Origin of the sequence: Bradyrhizobium sp. LTSP857 (assembly GCF_000938285.1) — a bacterium.
In the GTDB taxonomy this organism is placed as follows: domain Bacteria; phylum Pseudomonadota; class Alphaproteobacteria; order Rhizobiales; family Xanthobacteraceae; genus Bradyrhizobium.
Window position 1 is genome coordinate 211,573 of sequence record NZ_JYMS01000038.1, and the last position, 15,643, is coordinate 227,215.

16 protein-coding genes are annotated in these 15,643 nt (G+C 64.3%); 10 read left to right on the forward strand and 6 right to left on the reverse strand.

What is annotated here, in order from left to right; translation table 11 throughout:
• Positions 1 to 147 precede the first annotated feature (147 nt).
• Together UP06_RS24745 and UP06_RS24750 are read left to right on the forward strand one after the other, a co-directional pair.
• Positions 148 to 396: a hypothetical protein gene (locus UP06_RS24745; RefSeq protein WP_045006256.1), complete on the forward strand. Its 249-nt coding sequence runs from the start codon at positions 148 to 150 to the stop codon at positions 394 to 396.
• An 83-nt stretch (positions 397 to 479) separates the two neighbouring features.
• The gene (locus UP06_RS24750; RefSeq protein ID WP_045006257.1) at positions 480 to 1,952 is read left to right on the forward strand and encodes a carboxylesterase/lipase family protein; all 1,473 of its coding nucleotides are present in this window, start codon (positions 480 to 482) and stop codon (positions 1,950 to 1,952) included.
• Between the two features lie 7 nt (positions 1,953 to 1,959).
• On the opposite strand, the gene UP06_RS24755 is transcribed toward UP06_RS24750, so the two are convergent.
• Positions 1,960 to 2,139 carry a hypothetical protein gene (locus UP06_RS24755; protein ID WP_045006258.1) on the reverse strand — a complete coding sequence of 60 codons (180 nt, stop codon included), beginning with the start codon at positions 2,137 to 2,139 and terminating at the stop codon, positions 1,960 to 1,962.
• Between the two features lie 158 nt (positions 2,140 to 2,297).
• Between UP06_RS24755 and UP06_RS24760 the strand changes: the two genes are divergently transcribed.
• Complete coding sequence (locus UP06_RS24760; RefSeq protein ID WP_045006259.1) at positions 2,298 to 3,092, forward strand: DODA-type extradiol aromatic ring-opening family dioxygenase; 795 nt, start codon at positions 2,298 to 2,300, stop codon at positions 3,090 to 3,092.
• A gap of 6 nt (positions 3,093 to 3,098) precedes the next feature.
• On the opposite strand, the gene UP06_RS24765 is transcribed toward UP06_RS24760, so the two are convergent.
• The 5 genes from UP06_RS24765 to UP06_RS24780 all read right to left on the reverse strand — a co-directional run bounded on the left by UP06_RS24765 (position 3,099) and on the right by UP06_RS24780 (position 7,916).
• The gene (locus UP06_RS24765) at positions 3,099 to 3,359 is read right to left on the reverse strand and encodes a SemiSWEET transporter (RefSeq protein WP_045006260.1); all 261 of its coding nucleotides are present in this window, start codon (positions 3,357 to 3,359) and stop codon (positions 3,099 to 3,101) included.
• A 30-nt stretch (positions 3,360 to 3,389) separates the two neighbouring features.
• Positions 3,390 to 4,823: a glycogen synthase GlgA gene (gene glgA, locus UP06_RS24770; RefSeq protein ID WP_045006261.1), complete on the reverse strand. Its 1,434-nt coding sequence runs from the start codon at positions 4,821 to 4,823 to the stop codon at positions 3,390 to 3,392.
• A complete protein-coding gene (gene glgC / locus UP06_RS24775) occupies positions 4,820 to 6,082 on the reverse strand; it encodes a glucose-1-phosphate adenylyltransferase (protein ID WP_045006262.1) in 1,263 nt (420 codons plus the stop codon). The genes glgA and glgC overlap by 4 nt, the downstream gene beginning before the upstream one ends.
• A 321-nt stretch (positions 6,083 to 6,403) precedes the next feature.
• On the reverse strand, positions 6,404 to 6,676 hold the full coding sequence (locus tag UP06_RS42195) for a hypothetical protein (protein ID WP_082078575.1): 273 nt from the start codon (positions 6,674 to 6,676) through the stop codon (positions 6,404 to 6,406).
• Between the two features lie 259 nt (positions 6,677 to 6,935).
• Positions 6,936 to 7,916, reverse strand: coding sequence for an ABC transporter substrate-binding protein (locus UP06_RS24780; RefSeq protein ID WP_045006300.1), 981 nt, complete (start codon positions 7,914 to 7,916; stop codon positions 6,936 to 6,938).
• A 475-nt stretch (positions 7,917 to 8,391) separates the two neighbouring features.
• Between UP06_RS24780 and UP06_RS24785 the strand changes: the two genes are divergently transcribed.
• The 7 genes from UP06_RS24785 (at position 8,392) to UP06_RS24815 (ending at position 15,613) form a co-directional block, all read left to right on the forward strand.
• Positions 8,392 to 9,492 carry an ABC transporter substrate-binding protein gene (locus UP06_RS24785; RefSeq protein WP_045006301.1) on the forward strand — a complete coding sequence of 367 codons (1,101 nt, stop codon included), beginning with the start codon at positions 8,392 to 8,394 and terminating at the stop codon, positions 9,490 to 9,492.
• The gene (locus UP06_RS24790; protein WP_045006263.1) at positions 9,470 to 10,489 is read left to right on the forward strand and encodes an ABC transporter permease; all 1,020 of its coding nucleotides are present in this window, start codon (positions 9,470 to 9,472) and stop codon (positions 10,487 to 10,489) included. The genes UP06_RS24785 and UP06_RS24790 overlap by 23 nt, the downstream gene beginning before the upstream one ends.
• Positions 10,483 to 11,280, forward strand: a complete 798-nt coding sequence (locus UP06_RS24795; RefSeq protein ID WP_045006264.1) for an ABC transporter ATP-binding protein — start codon at positions 10,483 to 10,485, stop codon at positions 11,278 to 11,280. The genes UP06_RS24790 and UP06_RS24795 overlap by 7 nt, the downstream gene beginning before the upstream one ends.
• Positions 11,274 to 12,446, forward strand: coding sequence for an acyl-CoA dehydrogenase family protein (locus tag UP06_RS24800; RefSeq protein WP_045006265.1), 1,173 nt, complete (start codon positions 11,274 to 11,276; stop codon positions 12,444 to 12,446). The genes UP06_RS24795 and UP06_RS24800 overlap by 7 nt, the downstream gene beginning before the upstream one ends.
• 29 nt (positions 12,447 to 12,475) lie before the next feature.
• On the forward strand, positions 12,476 to 13,570 hold the full coding sequence (locus UP06_RS24805) for an LLM class flavin-dependent oxidoreductase (protein ID WP_045006266.1): 1,095 nt from the start codon (positions 12,476 to 12,478) through the stop codon (positions 13,568 to 13,570).
• Complete coding sequence (locus tag UP06_RS24810) at positions 13,567 to 14,505, forward strand: ABC transporter substrate-binding protein (protein ID WP_045006267.1); 939 nt, start codon at positions 13,567 to 13,569, stop codon at positions 14,503 to 14,505. The genes UP06_RS24805 and UP06_RS24810 overlap by 4 nt, the downstream gene beginning before the upstream one ends.
• 109 nt (positions 14,506 to 14,614) lie before the next feature.
• Entirely contained in the window at positions 14,615 to 15,613 is a 999-nt protein-coding gene (locus tag UP06_RS24815; RefSeq protein WP_044999899.1) for an IS5 family transposase, read from the forward strand.
• The last annotated feature ends 30 nt before the right edge of the window (positions 15,614 to 15,643 follow it).

Below are 15,643 nucleotides of genomic sequence, written 5' to 3' on the forward strand. Positions count from 1 at the left end.
GCAGGCTCGGCTTGTCATCAGAACAAGTGCAATCCTCGGTAGCCGTTTGCGGCGTCATCGTGGCCGCGCGAAGGTTGCTTCAATGCACGCATCGCGATGCACAATGGCCGTGATTGCCCGGGCTAATCATGTACGATCCGTCTGTGTATGCTTGCGGTTACTAGCCACGCGTACCGACCGGGCGTCATGACAGAGTTGAGTGAGCGGACCAAAGCCAACATGGACGTCGTCCTGGAGGAGACGTGCCGGCAATTGCCGCATGGCGGCGATCACGACAGCCGCCGGTTCATCGCCGAGCGCCTGATCGAGGCGGCGCGATCCGGCCATTCCACGCTCGGAGAACTCGGCATCATCGCGCGGCACGCGCTGGCGGAGATTATTGCCAAGGGCGGCTAGGTCCGCAATCGGGAAGCTTGCTTCGCCGCTGGCCGCAGACGTAACCTCCCGGGGAACCTTTCCGCGCATCGAGATCCCCGAAGATGCGATCCCTGCTTGCGCTTATTGCGGTTTCCGTCGTCCTTTGCTGCGCCGATGTGGCCGTGGCCCAACCGGTCGGCCAGTTCCCGTTCGCCTTGACGCGCGAGGGCCAGATGCTCGGCGCCGTCGAAGGCGAGGTGGCCTCCTTCAAAGGGCTTGCCTATGCGGCGCCGCCGGTCGGCGCACTCCGCTGGCGTCCGCCGCAGGCGATGCCCGAGAGTTCGGAGATGCGCACCGTCTACGACTACGGTGCGCCGTGCCTCCAGCCATCGCTGCGGGGCGCGAGCGAGGACTGCCTGACGCTCAACGTGTTTCGTCCGTTCGGCGTCGACGGCCCGTTGCCGGTGATGGTGTTCATCCACGGCGGCGATTTCGTCACGGGCACTGCGAACGATCCGCTGTTCGACGGTGCAAAGCTCGCGCAGGCCGGCCTCATCGTTGTGACGATGAATTATCGCCTGGGCGCGTTCGGCTGGCTCACGCATCCCGCACTGTCGGAAGGCGGCTCCGGCAATTACGGCCTGATGGACCAGATCGCGGCCCTGCATTGGGTGCACGACAACATCGCGGCCTTCGGCGGCGACCCCAACAACGTCACCCTGTTCGGCAATGGCGCTGGCGCGACTTCGATCGCGCTGTTGATGCTGTGCGCGCAATCGCGCGATCTGTTTCAGAAGGCCATTCTGCAATCGGTGCCTGGTCGGGCGCGCCTGCCTCCGTCACAAGAGGCAGACGCCGCGGGTCGGCAGTTCGTCGCAGCGTTCGGTCAGGGGGCAGATTTGCGCGCAGCCGAACCGGCGCGGCTGCTTGCCGCTGAACAACGTCTACTGGAAAAAGGGCCGCGCAGTTTTGCGCCGGCGGTAGATGGAAGCCTGGTGACGGAAGACATCGCTGCGGGATTTGCCGCAGGACACGAGAGCCGCATTCCCATGATCATCGGCTCGAATGACGATGAGACACGCTTTGACGGCGAGTTGGAGATCAAGAACGAGCTGTCGTCCTCAGGCGAGAGCATCGACGAGCTGCGCAGGCTCTATCCCGACGCCGCAAGGCTGTCAGACCTCGCGGCCAGTTTCTACACGGACAAGGTCTTCTCCGAGCCGGCGCGATTGCTGGCCCGGCTTCATGCCGCAACCGGCGCGCCGACCTTCCGCTATCGCTTTGCCTATGTGCCGGAAGCCCGGCGCGGCAATCCCGACGGGGGGGACGGGCGGGAGTTGCAATTCATCTTCGGTGTGGAAGGCGTGCCCGGTGCGGGCATCTTCTCGCGGCGGGATCGCGAGGTCGCAAACCGCTTGCGTGCCTATTGGATCAACTTTGCCAGGAGCGGCGATCCCAACGGCGCCGAGTTGCCGCATTGGGACGCGGCCGCAGACCGCGACCGCCTGTTGCTGATCGCGAATGATCACATCACGAGTGGCGACGACCCTTGGGTAGAGCGTCTGGACCGGCTCGCGCGTGAGAGCAAAAAATGAGTTGGATTTAAGCCGCGAGTTCGACGCGGGGCGCCGGGCTCAGCCGGTCTTCCTCCAGATAGTCCATCGCGCCGTCCTTCTCGACGGCATAGAACTGCAGGCCTTCTTTCGACCTGTAGGCGGCACGAACGACGCCGCGGCGGCCCTTGTCACTGTTGACGACGTCCCCCAGCGCAAACTTCTTCATCTCAACGACTCGCTTGTCTTCTGGCCGATTCCTTCGGCCACGCTTGATTGTGGGAGGCAAATCGTTAACGACTTGCTAACCATACGGGTTTGCCTATGCTCGCCACCGATTGCGCGACTGTTACACGCGCATGTTGCGAAACCGGCGAGCCGACATCCATGACGCGATTACCGACCTTCTTCCTGTCCCACGGCGGTGGCCCCTGGCCGTTCATGGAGGACAGGCGGGTGCAATATGCCAAGACCGCCGCGGAGTTCGGCCGGCTGCCGCAGCTTCTCACCGAGAAGCCGAAGGCGGTGCTCGTCATCACCGGCCACTGGGAGGCCGAGGCATTCACCGTGTCGACCTCGGCGCATCCGCCGATGGTGTACGACTATTACGGTTTCCCCGAGCACACCTATCACCTCAAATATCCGGCGCCGGGAAAGCCCGAGCTCGCCGCCGAGGTGAAGGCGTTGCTCACGCGCGCAGGCTTCGATTGTCGGGAAGATCCCAACCAGGGCTTTGATCACGGCACCTTCGTGCCGCTCGGCCTGATGTATCCGAATGCCGACATGCCGATCGTGCTGTTGTCGCTGAAGTCGACTTATGATGCGGCCGAGCACATTCGGGTCGGGCAGGCGGTCGCCTCGCTGCGCGATGAAGGCATTTTGATCGTCGGCAGCGGGCTCACCTATCACAATATGCGCGGTTTCGGGCGCGCCGAGTCCAAGCCGGTCTCGTATGATTTCGAGGCCTATCTGAACGATGCCATCGGTGCGCCGGATGCGGCGCGCCGCAACGCGATGCTTGTCGATTGGCAGAACGCGCCGAGCGCGCGTCTCGCCCATCCGCGCGAGGACCATCTGCTGCCGCTGATGGTGGCGGCCGGTGCTGCCGGCAGCGATGTCGGCACACGCGTTTTCGTCGATGAGGTCGCAAGCGTCGCGATGGCGTCGTACGTGTTTGGGTGAAGAGTCTCAGCCGTATCGCAGCTTCATCACCAGAATGCCGCCGGCGAGCAGCATGGTGACGGCGTTGGCGGCGACGAGAGGCGCATCACCTGAAAGCAGGCCGTAGATGAGCCAGAGCGCCAGGCCCAGCACCATGATCAGGAACATGCCGAGCGAAATGTCGCGCGCCGAGCGGGTCTTCCAGACTTTGATGACTTGCGGCGCATAAGCGACGGTGGTGCAGGTGGCGGCTGCAAAGCCGATCAGCTTGATCGCGAAGGGTTCCATGCGGGCTCAATAGCATGGATTCTATGGTGGTCACGCCGTGCGGCGGGATGCCACGAGGTCGCGATAGAGCGTGGCGTACTCGCCCGCCCGGTTGCGCCAGGAGACGTCGGTCGCGAGGCCAGCCAGCTGCAATTGTCGCCATGCCGGCTTGTCATGGAAGGCCAAGCTCGCGCGTGCCAGCGCCGCCGAGAGATTTTCGGATGTGACCGGTCCGAACGTGAAGCCCGTCGCGGCGTCGGTAACGGTATCCGCGAGACCCCCGACGCGCGACACGATCGGCACAGCGCCATAGCGCAGCGCGCAGAGCTGGGTCAGGCCGCACGGCTCGAACCGCGACGGCACCAGAAGCGCATCGGAGCCGGCCTGAATCAGATGCGCGAGCGCCTCGTCATAGCCGATCACGGCCGCGATCCGGCCCGGATGCCCGCGTGCGGTCCCCTGGTAGCGATCCTGTAACTCAGCATCGCCACTGCCGAGCAGGGCCAGTTGCATTCCATCGCCGAGGATGGTGGGCATCGCCTTGAGCAGGAGATCGAGCCCCTTCTGCCACGACAGACGGCTGATGACGCCGAGCAGGAGCGCATCCGGTCGCGGATCGAGGCCGAGCCGTTGTTGCAGCGCTGCCTTGTTGGCCGAACGGAATGGCAGCTCCTCGGCGCTGAAGCGATAGGCGATGTGCGGATCGGTGTGCGGATTCCAGACCGAGATGTCGATGCCGTTGAGGATGCCGCTCAGCACGCTTGCGCGCTCGCGCAGGAGGCCACCGAACCCCATGCCACCCTCGTCGCTCTGGATCTCCCGCGCATAGGTCGGTGATACCGTGGTGATGCGATCGGCGAGTTGCAGCCCGGCTTTCAGGAAGCTGATGCCGCCGAAATATTCGACGCCATCGACGTTGAAGGAGTCCCAGGGCAGGCCGATCGAACCGACCAGCTCGCGCGAAAACTTGCCCTGATAGGCCATGTTGTGAATGGTCATCACGGTGCCGGGTCGCGGGCGGTTGTCATAGTGCAGATAGGCCGGCGCGAGCCCCGCCTGCCAATCATGAGCGTGCACGACATCGGGCACGAAGGCGGGGACAAGGCCGTGGCCGATATCGGCGGCGATGCGCGACAGCGCTGCGAAGCGCACGCCATTGTCGGGCCAGTCGACGCCATCAGCGGTGACGTAGGGGTTGCCGGGTCGCTCGTAGAGATGCGGCACGTCCAGGACGAACAGATCGAGCCCGTCGCGCGCGCCCGCGAGCAGGCGGCCCGGGCCACCGAAATAATCCGGCCAGCGCCGGATCTCCTCCGCGCCTGAGAGCAGCCGCATCACGTCGGGATAGCCCGGCATCAGCGTGCGCATCTCGACCCCATGCGCCTTCAGCGCAATCGGCAGCGCGCCGGCGACATCCGCAAGGCCGCCGGTCTTGATAATGGGATAGACTTCGGAAGCGACCGCGAGGACGCGAACAGGCGTCATGTATTCAGCCTGTCGATCATCGGCTGGGTGATGAGCGAGATTCCCTGCTCGGTGGTGCGGAAGCGTTTGGCGTCGAGCTCGGGATCCTCACCAACGACAAGCCCCTCGGGGATTTCGATGCCGCGGTCGATTACGACATTCTTCAGCCGGGCGCCGCGCCCGACGTTCACGTAGGGCATGATCACGGCGTTCTCGACACTGGCGTAGGAGTTGATGCGCACGCCGGTGAACAGCAGCGAACGGCGCAGCGAGGCACCCGAGATGATGCAGCCGCCCGAGACCAGCGAGCTCACGGCGTAACCGCGCCGGCTCTCCTCGTCATGGACGAATTTCGCGGGCGGCGTGATCTCGGAATAAGACCAGATCGGCCAGGCGCGGTCGAACAAATCGAGCTCCGGCACCACGTCGGTGAGGTCGATGTTGGCGGCCCAATACGCATCGACCGTTCCGACATCGCGCCAGTAGGAGCGCGGTTCGGTACCGGTCCGCACGCAGGAGGTCGAGAACTGATGCGCGATGGCGCGGCCGTTCTTGACGATGTAGGGAATGATGTCCTTACCAAAATCGTGATTGGAGTGCGGGTCCTCGGCGTCGCGCTTGAGCTGGTCGAACAGGAATTTCGTGTCGAACACGTAGATACCCATGCTGGCGAGCGAGACGTCCGGCTTGCCCGGCATCGGCGGCGGATCGGCCGGCTTTTCCAGGAACTCCTGGATCCAGCCGTTCTCGTCGATATGCATGATGCCGAAGCCGGACGATTCCGCGCGCGGCATTTCCAGGCAGCCGACCGTGACGTCGGCGCCGCTGTCGACATGCTGCCGCAGCATCACCTCGTAATCCATCTTGTAGATGTGGTCGCCGGCGAGCACCACGATGAAGCGGGCGTTGTGCGACTCGATGATGTCGATGTTCTGGTAGATCGCATCCGCCGTGCCGACATACCACATGCTCTCCGACACGCGCTGGCTCGCGGGCAGGATGTCAAAACTCTCGTTGCGCTCGGGGCGGAAGAAGTTCCAACCCATCTGAAGATGCCGGATCAGGCTGTGCGCCTTGTACTGGGTCGCGACCGCGATGCGTCGGATGCCGGAGTTCACCGCGTTCGACAGTGCGAAATCGATGATGCGGGATTTGCCGCCGAAATAGACCGCTGGCTTGGCGCGCCGGTCGGTCAGCTCCAGCAGCCGGCTGCCGCGTCCGCCGGCGAGGACGAACGCCAGCGCCTGGCGGGCAAGCGGCTCATTTCCGGCGGCACTCATGTCATCCTCCCACACTTTGGCACATGCCAAGACTTTCGCGAAAAGCGGCTTTCGCGAAAAGCCTTTCGGCCGCGCATCATTGGAACCGATAGTAACGGTACCAATGGTAAATCGGGAAGATGCTTGTTGGTTGCGAACGCGCAGGAAGCTTAACGCTTTGCCGCCGCGCTCAGCCCTCTGGCGCCGTCGTACCGGTGTCACATCGGCGTAGTGGAGGCATCGCCGGCTGATCACAATTAAGGCAGATCCGGGCGTCTTGTGCGCTGCACGCAAATTCGAGACTTTCGGGCTTGCCGGCTGTCCGGCAAGCCCGCTGGTTCGTCACCGACAGACATAGGCTCCGTTGACGTAGACGCGAGCGCATGTGCCCACAGCCGCCGCACCGACGGCCGCGCCACCGACAACGGCGCGCCGCGTGGTGCGCCGCGCAACGCCGGCCACGCTGACGGGTGTCAAGGGCCGTCCGACCCTGGCTTCTGCGCTGCTGATCGACAGCGAGAGGCCGTCGGTGGATGAGCGTTCAAATGAGCCTGATAGCCCAAGAGCGGCAACCAACGCGGCCAGTATCAGCATTCCGGGCCTGCAATGTTTCATTTTAACCTCCCGTCTTCAGAGTGAGAGGTCATCGGCTCACGCTTCCCATGGCAGACCATTGATCAGGATCAATGGATTGCGAAGGGGTGTGAGTGTGGACGAGCACACGGATACCGGTTTCGATGCCTGAGATCGGCGGCAACCGACTAGAGAGATAGCCAGACGATCAGGCTCATGCAGGCGAAATGCGCGAGCACGATCGCAGCGAGATGCAGCGGGCCGGCCTTGAGACGGAGCCCGCTCATCTCGCCGCCTCCGTTTAGTTCGATCCGGCCGCCGCGGCGGTGAAACTGCGGTCCACGGCCTGGCTGACGTCGAGCTTCTTCGTCAGGATGCCGTAGCGCGTCGAGCGGTCCGAGGCCTCCTGGACTTCCTTCACCACGTTCTCATCGATCACGATCGGGCTGGTGCGCTGTGCCGTGTAGGCCGACAGCAACACGTCCTCGGGCAGCTTGGTCAGCTCGGCCGTGCTCTTGGCGTATTCGCCGAGATGATCCAGCGACCAGAGCCGCGCCTTGTTCAGCCGCTGCAACAGGTCCTGCACCGCCGCGCGCTTGGTGGCGATGGCATTGTCGGAGGCGACGATGAAGGTGATGGTCGGCGTCAGGCCCTCGCCATCGGCGATGACCCGCGCCTTGTCTTTCAAAGTCGCGAACGAGACGTAGGGCTCCCACACCGCCCACGCGTCGATCGAGCCGGCGACCAGCGCGATCTTGGCGTCGACCGGACCCAGCGGCGCAAAGGTCGCATCCTCCAGCTTGATCTGCGCTTTCTCAAGCGTCGCATCGATCAGGAACTGACCCCAGCCGCCGCGGGTGCCGGCGAGACGTTTTCCCTTGAGGTCGGCGGCAGATTTGATCGGCGAATCCTGGCGCACCAGGATCGCCTGCGTCTTCGCATCCGACTTGGTGCCGCCGATCGCCTTGATCGGCGCACCGGCCGCGTAGACCGACAGGAAGGAGAGATCGCCGGTATAGCCGACGTCGAGCGCACCGGCGTTGAGCGCTTCCAGGATGGGCGCTGCGGCGGGGAATTCCGACCATTCGATCTTGTAGGGCAGGTCCTTCGCATAACCTGAGATATCGAGCAGCGAGCGGTTGCCACCCTTCTGGTCGCCGACGCGCAGCACGACCGTGTCGGCCGCGAACGATGCGGCCGCTGTCGACAAGGTCACGGCCGCGGCGAAGAGCGAGACCGCAAGCCTGCGTGTGATGGGATAGTCGTGGGAGTTGATGCTCATATGATCCGTCATGTTGCGTTGCTCACGGTGCGTGAGCGAACGATGCAGCTGGATGATCAAGTCTATGAGTGCGCGATGCGCAGTCAATGAAATGGCCATCCGTATTGCGCGCACGACGAGCAAGGACGTTTCAACGAATGGCCACTTTCGAGAACGTGCCGTGCACGCGCGCGAAATTGCGCGAAAATAGTGCAGGTGACGGAGTCGTGGCTGGGAGAACCAGCCAAAGCGGCGGCGAAAATCGTTTCATCGTTCCCGAGCGTACCGGTGGAGAGAATGACTTCGCCGCGCATCACATTCGAAATTCCATTTCATTGACGATGCGGCCAGCGCGCCGCATGATTTGCGCATCGCATCAAGCGGCGCGTGATCGCCGACAGCAAGATTTTTCTCTCACCGCAGCTCCGCACGGAACATGCGCAACGCGGGGCGTTGCGCAGACAGCGAAGCTGTGCCAGCGCAGGAGCAGGGACCGATGAGCAACGACAACAAGCACGGCGGATCCCGCCTCGACCGGCGCCATCTGCTCCAGGCCGGGCTTGCGGCGGCCTTCGCCGCGCCGCTCGGCGCATTGGGCGCGCAGGCTTTTGCGCCTCGCGCGGTCGCGCCCGGCATCGATCTCTCGGAATTCCCGCTGTGCCAGACGGCCTCCGATGCCCCCGCGCTTACCGGTGCGCCGCGCAAGCTGAAATTGTCGTGGAACGCTGGCGCGGTCTGCCTCGCGCCGCTGCCGGTCGCCATCGAGCACGGCTTCTTCCAGAAGCAGAATCTCGACGTCGAGCTCGTCAACTACTCCGGCTCGACCGACCAGTTGCTCGAGGCGATCGCGACGGGAAAAAGCGACGCCGGGCTCGGCATGGCGCTGCGCTGGTTGAAGCCGCTGGAGCAGGGCTTTGACGTCAAGATCGCTGCCGGCACCCATGGCGGCTGCATGCGCGTGCTGTCGCGCGCTGATTCCGGCGTGAGCAAGCTTGCCGATCTCAAGGGCAAGATCGTCGCGGTCGGCGACCTCGCCGGTCCCGACAAGAACTTCTTCTCGATCCAATTGGCGAAACTCGGCATCGATCCGAACAAGGATGTCGACTGGCGCGCCTATCCCGGCAATTTGCTCGATGTCGCGGTCCAGAAGGGCGAGGTGCAGGCCTTCCTGTCGTCCGATCCACTGGCCTATCTCTGGCTGAAGGATGCCCAGTACAAGGAGGTCGCCTCCAACCTCGACGGAGACTACCGCGACAAGAGCTGCTGCATCGTGGGTCTCCGTGGCAGCCTGGTGCGCGAGGAGCCGCAGGTCGCGCGCGCTCTCACGCAGGCGCTGCTCGACGCTGCGATGTTCACCTCGCAGAACCCGGCGGTGGCGGCAAAATCGTTCCAGCCCTACGCGCCGAAAGCGGCATCGCTTGCCGATATCGAAGGCATGGTGCGCTATCACACGCACCACCATCATCCCACGGGCGAGGTGCTGAAGCGCGAGCTCAAGGCCTATGCCGATGATCTGAAGAGCGTTCAGGTTTTCAAGCAGAGCACCGATACCGCCAAATTCGCGGAGCGCATCTATGTCGACGTATTCGCTGTCTGACGGCCTCGCGTCGGGCGCGCCGCGGGTCTCGCGCGCGCCCTTGCTTGCGTGGGTGCGAGAGTCCGGCGCGGGCGTTGCCGCGAGCATCGCCTGGATCGCCTTCGGCCTGTCGTGTCTGCTGTGGGAGGATGTCGGCGACTGGTCGCGCACGCATTCGCTCGGTATTGCCGCCTTCATCGTTGCTGCGGTCGCCCTGTTCGGAACCGTCGGCGCCGATTATCTGGGATCGGCAGGCCGTGCCTTGCGCCAGCGCGCAGCCTGGCTCGTCGCGCTCGGCGCCTTCCTGACGCTGTGGGAGCTCGCGACCGCAAAGTTCGCCTGGCTGCCGCTGCCATTCTTTCCGCCGCCACAGTCGATCATCGAGGTCTATACCGACGATCTGCCAAAGCTGCTCGACAGCGTCTTTGCCTCGGTCAAGCTTCAGCTCGGCGGTTATCTCATCGGCGCTGCGGTCGGCTTTTTGACCGGCGTCTCGATCGGCTGGTCGCGCGCGGTCGGCTATTGGGTGCATCCAGTGCTGCGCTTCATCGGCCCGCTGCCGGCGACCGCCTGGCTGCCGATCGCTTTCTTCACGTTTCCGTCGAGCTGGAGCGCCTCGACCTTCCTGATCGCACTCGCGACCGGTTTTCCTGTCACGGTGCTGACCTGGTCGGGCGTAGCGAGCGTCAGCAGCGCCTATTACGACGTCGCGCGCACCCTGGGTGCAAAGCCCTCCTTCCTGGTGCTGAAGGTCGCGATCCCCGCCGCACTGCCGCATGTCTTCGTCGGCCTGTTCATGGGCCTCGGCTCGTCCTTCGCTGTGCTCGTCGTTGCCGAAATGATCGGCGTCAAGGCTGGGCTCGGCTGGTACCTGCAATGGGCGCAGGGCTGGGCCGCCTACGCCAACATGTATGCGGCGCTGATCGTGATGTCGCTGCTCTGCTCCGGCGCGATCACGCTGCTGTTCGCGATCCGCGACCGCCTGCTGGTCTGGCAGAAGGGGACCGTGAAATGGTAGAAGCAGCTCTCGCCGAAGCCGTCACGCATTCGGCCGCCGGCGCCGCGCTCGACATCGAGCAGGTGAGCCACGCCTTCGACATCGACGGCGCCGAGCTGCCGGTGCTCAGCGACGTCAGCATCTCGGTCGAGCCCGGCGAATTCGTCGCGCTGCTCGGCCCTTCCGGCTGCGGCAAGTCGACGTTGCTGCGGCTCGTCGCAGGTCTCGACAAACCCAGGGCGGGAGCACTGCGCGAGGACGAGGTCCGCATCAAAAGTCCGCATCCTTCGCGCGTCGTCGTGTTCCAGGATCCGACGCTGTTTCCCTGGCGCTCGGTCTGGGACAACGTCGCGCTGGGGCTGGAAGCTCAGGGCATTTTGAAGAGCCAGCGTCACCGCGTCGATGCCGCGCTGGACCTCGTCGGGCTGGCGGATTTCCGCAATGCCTATCCGCACCAGCTTTCCGGCGGCATGGCGCAGCGCGTCGCGCTGGCCCGCGCGCTGGTCAATGATCCCAAAATCCTGATCCTTGACGAGCCGCTCGGCAAGCTCGACTCGCTCACCCGCATCACCATGCAGGCCGAGCTCGTCTCGCTGTGGCAGCGCAAGGGCTTTACCACGTTGCTGGTGACGCATGATGCCGAGGAGGCGCTCGTGCTCGCCAACCGCGTCATTGTCTTCAGCGACCGCCCGGCACGGGTCAAGGCCGACATCCGTGTCGATCGGCCCTATCCGCGCCATCGCGGCGATCCATATCTTGCGGATCTGCGCCGCCAGATCCTCGGCCTTCTGGGATTAGATGTCACATGGTAACGTCCATAGCCAAAGGGCGCACAGCCCATAGCGAACCCGACTACATCGCGCGCGCCGAGGCGCTGGCGGAAACCTTCGCTGCGCGCGCAGCGGAACACGACCGCTCCGGCAGCTTCCCCTTCGAGAATTTTCGGGAGCTCTCGGAAGCAAGCCTGCTGTCGCTGACGGTGCCGGCGGCCCATGGGGGAGCAGGCGCCGACGCAAGATATACCGCGCGCGTCCTCGGCATCATTGGTAAGGCTGATCCGTCGACCGCGCTGGTGCTGTCGATGCACTACATCAACCATCTGGTGATGGGGCGGAGCCCGACCTGGCCGCTACGTCTGTCACGCAAGCTTGCGCGCGAGACGGTCGAGGGCCTTGCCCTCGTCAACGCGCTGCGCGTCGAGCCTGAGCTCGGCTCGCCCGCGCGCGGCGGCCTGCCGGCGACGATCGCGCGGCGCACCGAGACCGGCTGGCGCCTGACCGGCCACAAGATCTATTCGACGGGCTCGCCGATCCTGAAATGGTATCTGGTCTGGGCGCGGACCGACGAGGCTGAGCCGCGGGTCGGCCAGTTCCTGGTGCCGGCGGTCCTGCCGGGCACGCGCATCGTCGAGACCTGGGACCATCACGGCCTGCGCGCCAGCGGCAGTCATGACGTCATCTTCGACGACGTCGTCATCCCGCTCGACGCCGAGGTGGATGTTCGCAAGCCCGCGGATTGGAGTGCACGCGACGTTACACAGGCGACCGTCCACACGGTTTTCGTTGCGGCGATCTATGACGGTGTCGCGCGAGCTGCGCGCGACTGGCTGGTCACCTTCCTGAAGCAGCGCGTTCCCGCCAGCCTCGGCGCGCCGCTCGCGACCTTGCCGCGCGCGCAGGAGATTCTTGGCGCCATCGAGGCCCGTCTCGCAGTCAGTGCGCGGTTGCTTGATTCCTTCGCTGGCGATTTCGACGATGGTGTCGAACTGTCCACGGGCGAATCCAATGCCGTCAAGCTGACCGTGACCAACAATGCCGTTGCCGTGGTCGAGGACGCACTGTCGCTCACCGGCAATCACGGCCTCAGCCGCACCAATCCGCTGGAGCGGCACTATCGCGACGTTCTGTGCGGCCGCGTGCACACGCCGCAGGACGATTCCACCCGTATCGGCCTCGGCCGTGCCGCATTGGGCCTTTAGGTTTTCGCCAAACAATCAGGGAGACGATCATGTCGGTCGAGTTCATCGGCTTTATCGCGAACAGCAACGCTTCAGAGACTATCGTGCGCCAGGGTCCGGTGCTCGATCCGGCCTATATCGAGACGGTCGCGAAGGCGCACGAGCTTGCCGGTTTCGACCGTGCGCTGCTGGCGTTCCATTCGACCACGCCGGATGCGCTCCAGGTCGCCCAGCATGTGCTGACCATCACCAAGAAGCTCAAGGTGATGATCGCGCAGCGCCCGGGCTTTACCGCGCCGACGCTGCTGGCACGTCAGCTTGCCACGCTTGACCAATTCTATGGCGGCCGCGTCTCGCTGCACGTCATCACCGGTGGCAATGCGATCGAGCTGCGCCAGGATGGCAACACGCTCGACGACAAGGACGAGCGTTACGCCCGAACCAGCGAATTCCTCGATGTGGTGCGGCTGGAATGGACCAGCGAGAAGCCGTTCAACTACAGCGGCAAGTACTACAACGTCGAGAACGGCTTCTCGCAGGTGAAGCCGCTCCAGAAGGGGGGCATCTACACCTTCGTCGGCGGCGGCTCCGATGCCGCAATCGAGGTCTCGGGCAAGCATGCCGACACGTTTGCGCTGTGGGGCGAATCCTACGCCCAGGTGCGCGACGTCACCGCGCGCGTGCGTGCGGCGGCCGCGAAGCACGGGCGGCCAAGCCCGCGCTTCAGCCTGTCGGTGCGGCCGATCCTTGCCGACACCGAGGAGAAGGCCTGGCAGAAGGCCGAGACGATTCTGGAGCAGGCCACCGCGCTCCAGGACCAGACCGGCTATCGCCGGCCCAATCACGCGACCGACGGCGCCAAGCGGTTGCTGGCGCTGGCCGACCAGGGCACGCGCATCGACAAGCGGCTGTGGACCGAGATCGCAAAGCTCACCGGCGCCAACAGCAACACCACCGCGCTGGTCGGAACGCCCGAGCAGGTCGCCGAGGTCTTCGCCGACTATTACGATCTCGGCGTCAGCCACTTCCTGATCCGCGGCTTCGATCCGCTTCCCGACGCCATCGAATATGGCCGTGAGCTGATCCCGCTGACGCGCAAGCTCATTGCCGAGCGCCAGGTCGCACGCGGCGAGGCGGCGGAATGATCCGCCTCATGCTGGCCGGTGCGCTGCTGTTCGGCTCGTTCGAGCTGGCGGCGGCGCAAACCACCCTCCGGGTCGGCGACCAGAAGGGCAATTCGCAGGCCGTGATGGAAGCGGCGGGCGTATTGAAGGACGTCCCCTACAAGATCGAGTGGAAGGAGTTTCCCGCCGCCGCGCCGCTGCTGGAGGCGCTGAGCGCCGGCGCCATCGAGACCGGGCTCGTTGGCGATGCGCCCTTCACCTTCGCTGCCGCCTCCGGAGCGCCTGTGAAGGCGATTGCCGCGATCCGGCAGACGGGCGAGGGGCTTGCCATTCTCGTGCCGGAGAATTCGCCGATCAAAAGCTTCGCCGATCTGCGCGGCAAGAAGATCGCGACCGGCCGCGGTTCAATCGGCCATCAGTTGATCCTCGCAGCGCTGGAGAAGAATGGCTGGAGTGCGAACGACGTGCAGCTCGCATTCCTGGCGCCGTCGGATGCCAAGATCGCCTACACGCAAGGCTCGGTCGATGCCTGGTCGACCTGGGAGCCCTATGTGAGCCAGGAGGAGGTGCTGTTCAAATCACGCCGCATCATCACCTCGGAGGGCCTGACACCGGGCTTGAGTTTTCAGGTGGCGCGGCCGGATGCGATCCGCGACAAGCGCGCGGAGCTGACGGACTTCATCCGCCGCCTCACGGTGGCACGCGCATGGTCGCTGACGAACGTGAATGGCTATGCCGAGACCTGGGGCAAGCTGATGAACATCCCGACAGCCGTCCCGCAGAACTGGCTGTCGCGCGCAAAGATCCGGATCGCTCCGATCGACGACGGCGTGGTCGCGGACGAGCAGAGCACGATCGATCTCTATTTCCGCTGGGGCTTGATCAAGCAGAAGCTCGATGCGACGGAGGTGGTCGACCGCTCGTTTGCGGATGCGATCGCGAAGGCGGGGTTGTAGCCAACTCTCGTGTCCCGGACGCGGTTCTTACCCTCTCCCCTTGTGAGGGCTTTGCACAATCGGCTGCACGTGATTCTTTGAATCATGGCTGATTCTAGCGAGGGGAGCCATGGTTGAGCGCAATGTCGGTCAGATGAGCTTGGCGGATGGCCTGGTTCGGGCACCGCGAAGCAGCATCCTGGATGAGGTGGAGGCTGTTGTGGATTGGGCGCCGCTGCGCTCGCTGCTTGGCAAGCGGGGCGGCGATGGTGCCGGCAACAGCAGCTATCCGGCGGAAGTCTTGCTTCGCTGCTTGCTCGCCGGGATCTGGCACAATCTGTCTGATCCCGCGCTGGAAGCGGCCATTGCAGACCGGTTGTCGTTCCGCCGCTTTGTTGGTCTGAGCCTGCACGATCAGACCCCGGATCACACGACATTGTGGCGGTTTCGGCAGGAACTCGCCAAGGACGGTCTGATCGAGAAGATCTTCACTGAGATCAATCGGCAGTTGGAGGCCAAGAAGCTGATCCTCAAGCAGGGAACGCTGGTCGACGCCTCGTTAATCGCGGCACGAGCCACTCCGCCCCGCAAGGCACGCAAGGATGGCGAGGATACGCCACCCAAACCATCTGCGGATCGCGATGCTCGCTGGGGCCGGAAAGGCAAAAAGAGCGTGTTCGGCTATAAAATCCACACGGGCGTGGATGCAGGTCACACCCTCATTCGTCGCGTCCATGTGACGGACGCCTCAATCACCGATACCGAGCCAGCGGATCGTCTGTTCTGCGGCGATGAGGCCGCGGTCTATGGCGATCAGGCCTACTACACGCATGCCCGGCACGCGCGTCTTAAAGAAGCTGGCATCAAGGACCGCCTGATGCATCGGCCCAACAAGCATCATCCCGAACTGCCGCCGCGGCAGAAGCTGCGCAACAAACTAATCGCCAAGGTGCGCGCCGCCGTCGAGCGTCCGTACGCCGTGTTCAAGGAGCATTATGGTCTCCGGCGGATGCGCTTCTTCAACTTCGAGCGCAATCAGGTGCACATCGTGCTGGCCTGCTGCGCCTACAACCTACGGCGTGCGGCCGGCGCATTGGCCGCACAACGCCAGGAGTCCGTCTCCGCATGAAAAAACAGAGGACAACAGGGGATGAAATGA

Excerpts from the sequence above, each read along its gene's own strand:
- UP06_RS24745 (WP_045006256.1), top strand. The coding sequence starts at position 148 with ATGCTTGCGGTTACTAGCCACGCGTACCGACCGGGCGTCATGACAGAG.
- UP06_RS24755 (WP_045006258.1), bottom strand. The coding sequence starts at position 2,139 with ATGAAGAAGTTTGCGCTGGGGGACGTCGTCAACAGTGACAAGGGCCGC.
- UP06_RS42195 (WP_082078575.1), bottom strand. The coding sequence starts at position 6,676 with ATGAAACATTGCAGGCCCGGAATGCTGATACTGGCCGCGTTGGTTGCC.
- UP06_RS24760 (WP_045006259.1), top strand. The coding sequence starts at position 2,298 with ATGACGCGATTACCGACCTTCTTCCTGTCCCACGGCGGTGGCCCCTGG.
- glgA (WP_045006261.1), bottom strand. The coding sequence starts at position 4,823 with ATGACGCCTGTTCGCGTCCTCGCGGTCGCTTCCGAAGTCTATCCCATT.
- UP06_RS24780 (WP_045006300.1), bottom strand. The coding sequence starts at position 7,916 with ATGAGCATCAACTCCCACGACTATCCCATCACACGCAGGCTTGCGGTC.
- UP06_RS24795 (WP_045006264.1), top strand. The coding sequence starts at position 10,483 with ATGGTAGAAGCAGCTCTCGCCGAAGCCGTCACGCATTCGGCCGCCGGC.
- UP06_RS24810 (WP_045006267.1), top strand. The coding sequence starts at position 13,567 with ATGATCCGCCTCATGCTGGCCGGTGCGCTGCTGTTCGGCTCGTTCGAG.
- UP06_RS24800 (WP_045006265.1), top strand. The coding sequence starts at position 11,274 with ATGGTAACGTCCATAGCCAAAGGGCGCACAGCCCATAGCGAACCCGAC.
- UP06_RS24790 (WP_045006263.1), top strand. The coding sequence starts at position 9,470 with ATGTCGACGTATTCGCTGTCTGACGGCCTCGCGTCGGGCGCGCCGCGG.
- UP06_RS24765 (WP_045006260.1), bottom strand. The coding sequence starts at position 3,359 with ATGGAACCCTTCGCGATCAAGCTGATCGGCTTTGCAGCCGCCACCTGC.
- UP06_RS24785 (WP_045006301.1), top strand. The coding sequence starts at position 8,392 with ATGAGCAACGACAACAAGCACGGCGGATCCCGCCTCGACCGGCGCCAT.
- UP06_RS24815 (WP_044999899.1), top strand. The coding sequence starts at position 14,615 with ATGGTTGAGCGCAATGTCGGTCAGATGAGCTTGGCGGATGGCCTGGTT.
- UP06_RS24750 (WP_045006257.1), top strand. The coding sequence starts at position 480 with ATGCGATCCCTGCTTGCGCTTATTGCGGTTTCCGTCGTCCTTTGCTGC.
- UP06_RS24805 (WP_045006266.1), top strand. The coding sequence starts at position 12,476 with ATGTCGGTCGAGTTCATCGGCTTTATCGCGAACAGCAACGCTTCAGAG.
- glgC (WP_045006262.1), bottom strand. The coding sequence starts at position 6,082 with ATGAGTGCCGCCGGAAATGAGCCGCTTGCCCGCCAGGCGCTGGCGTTC.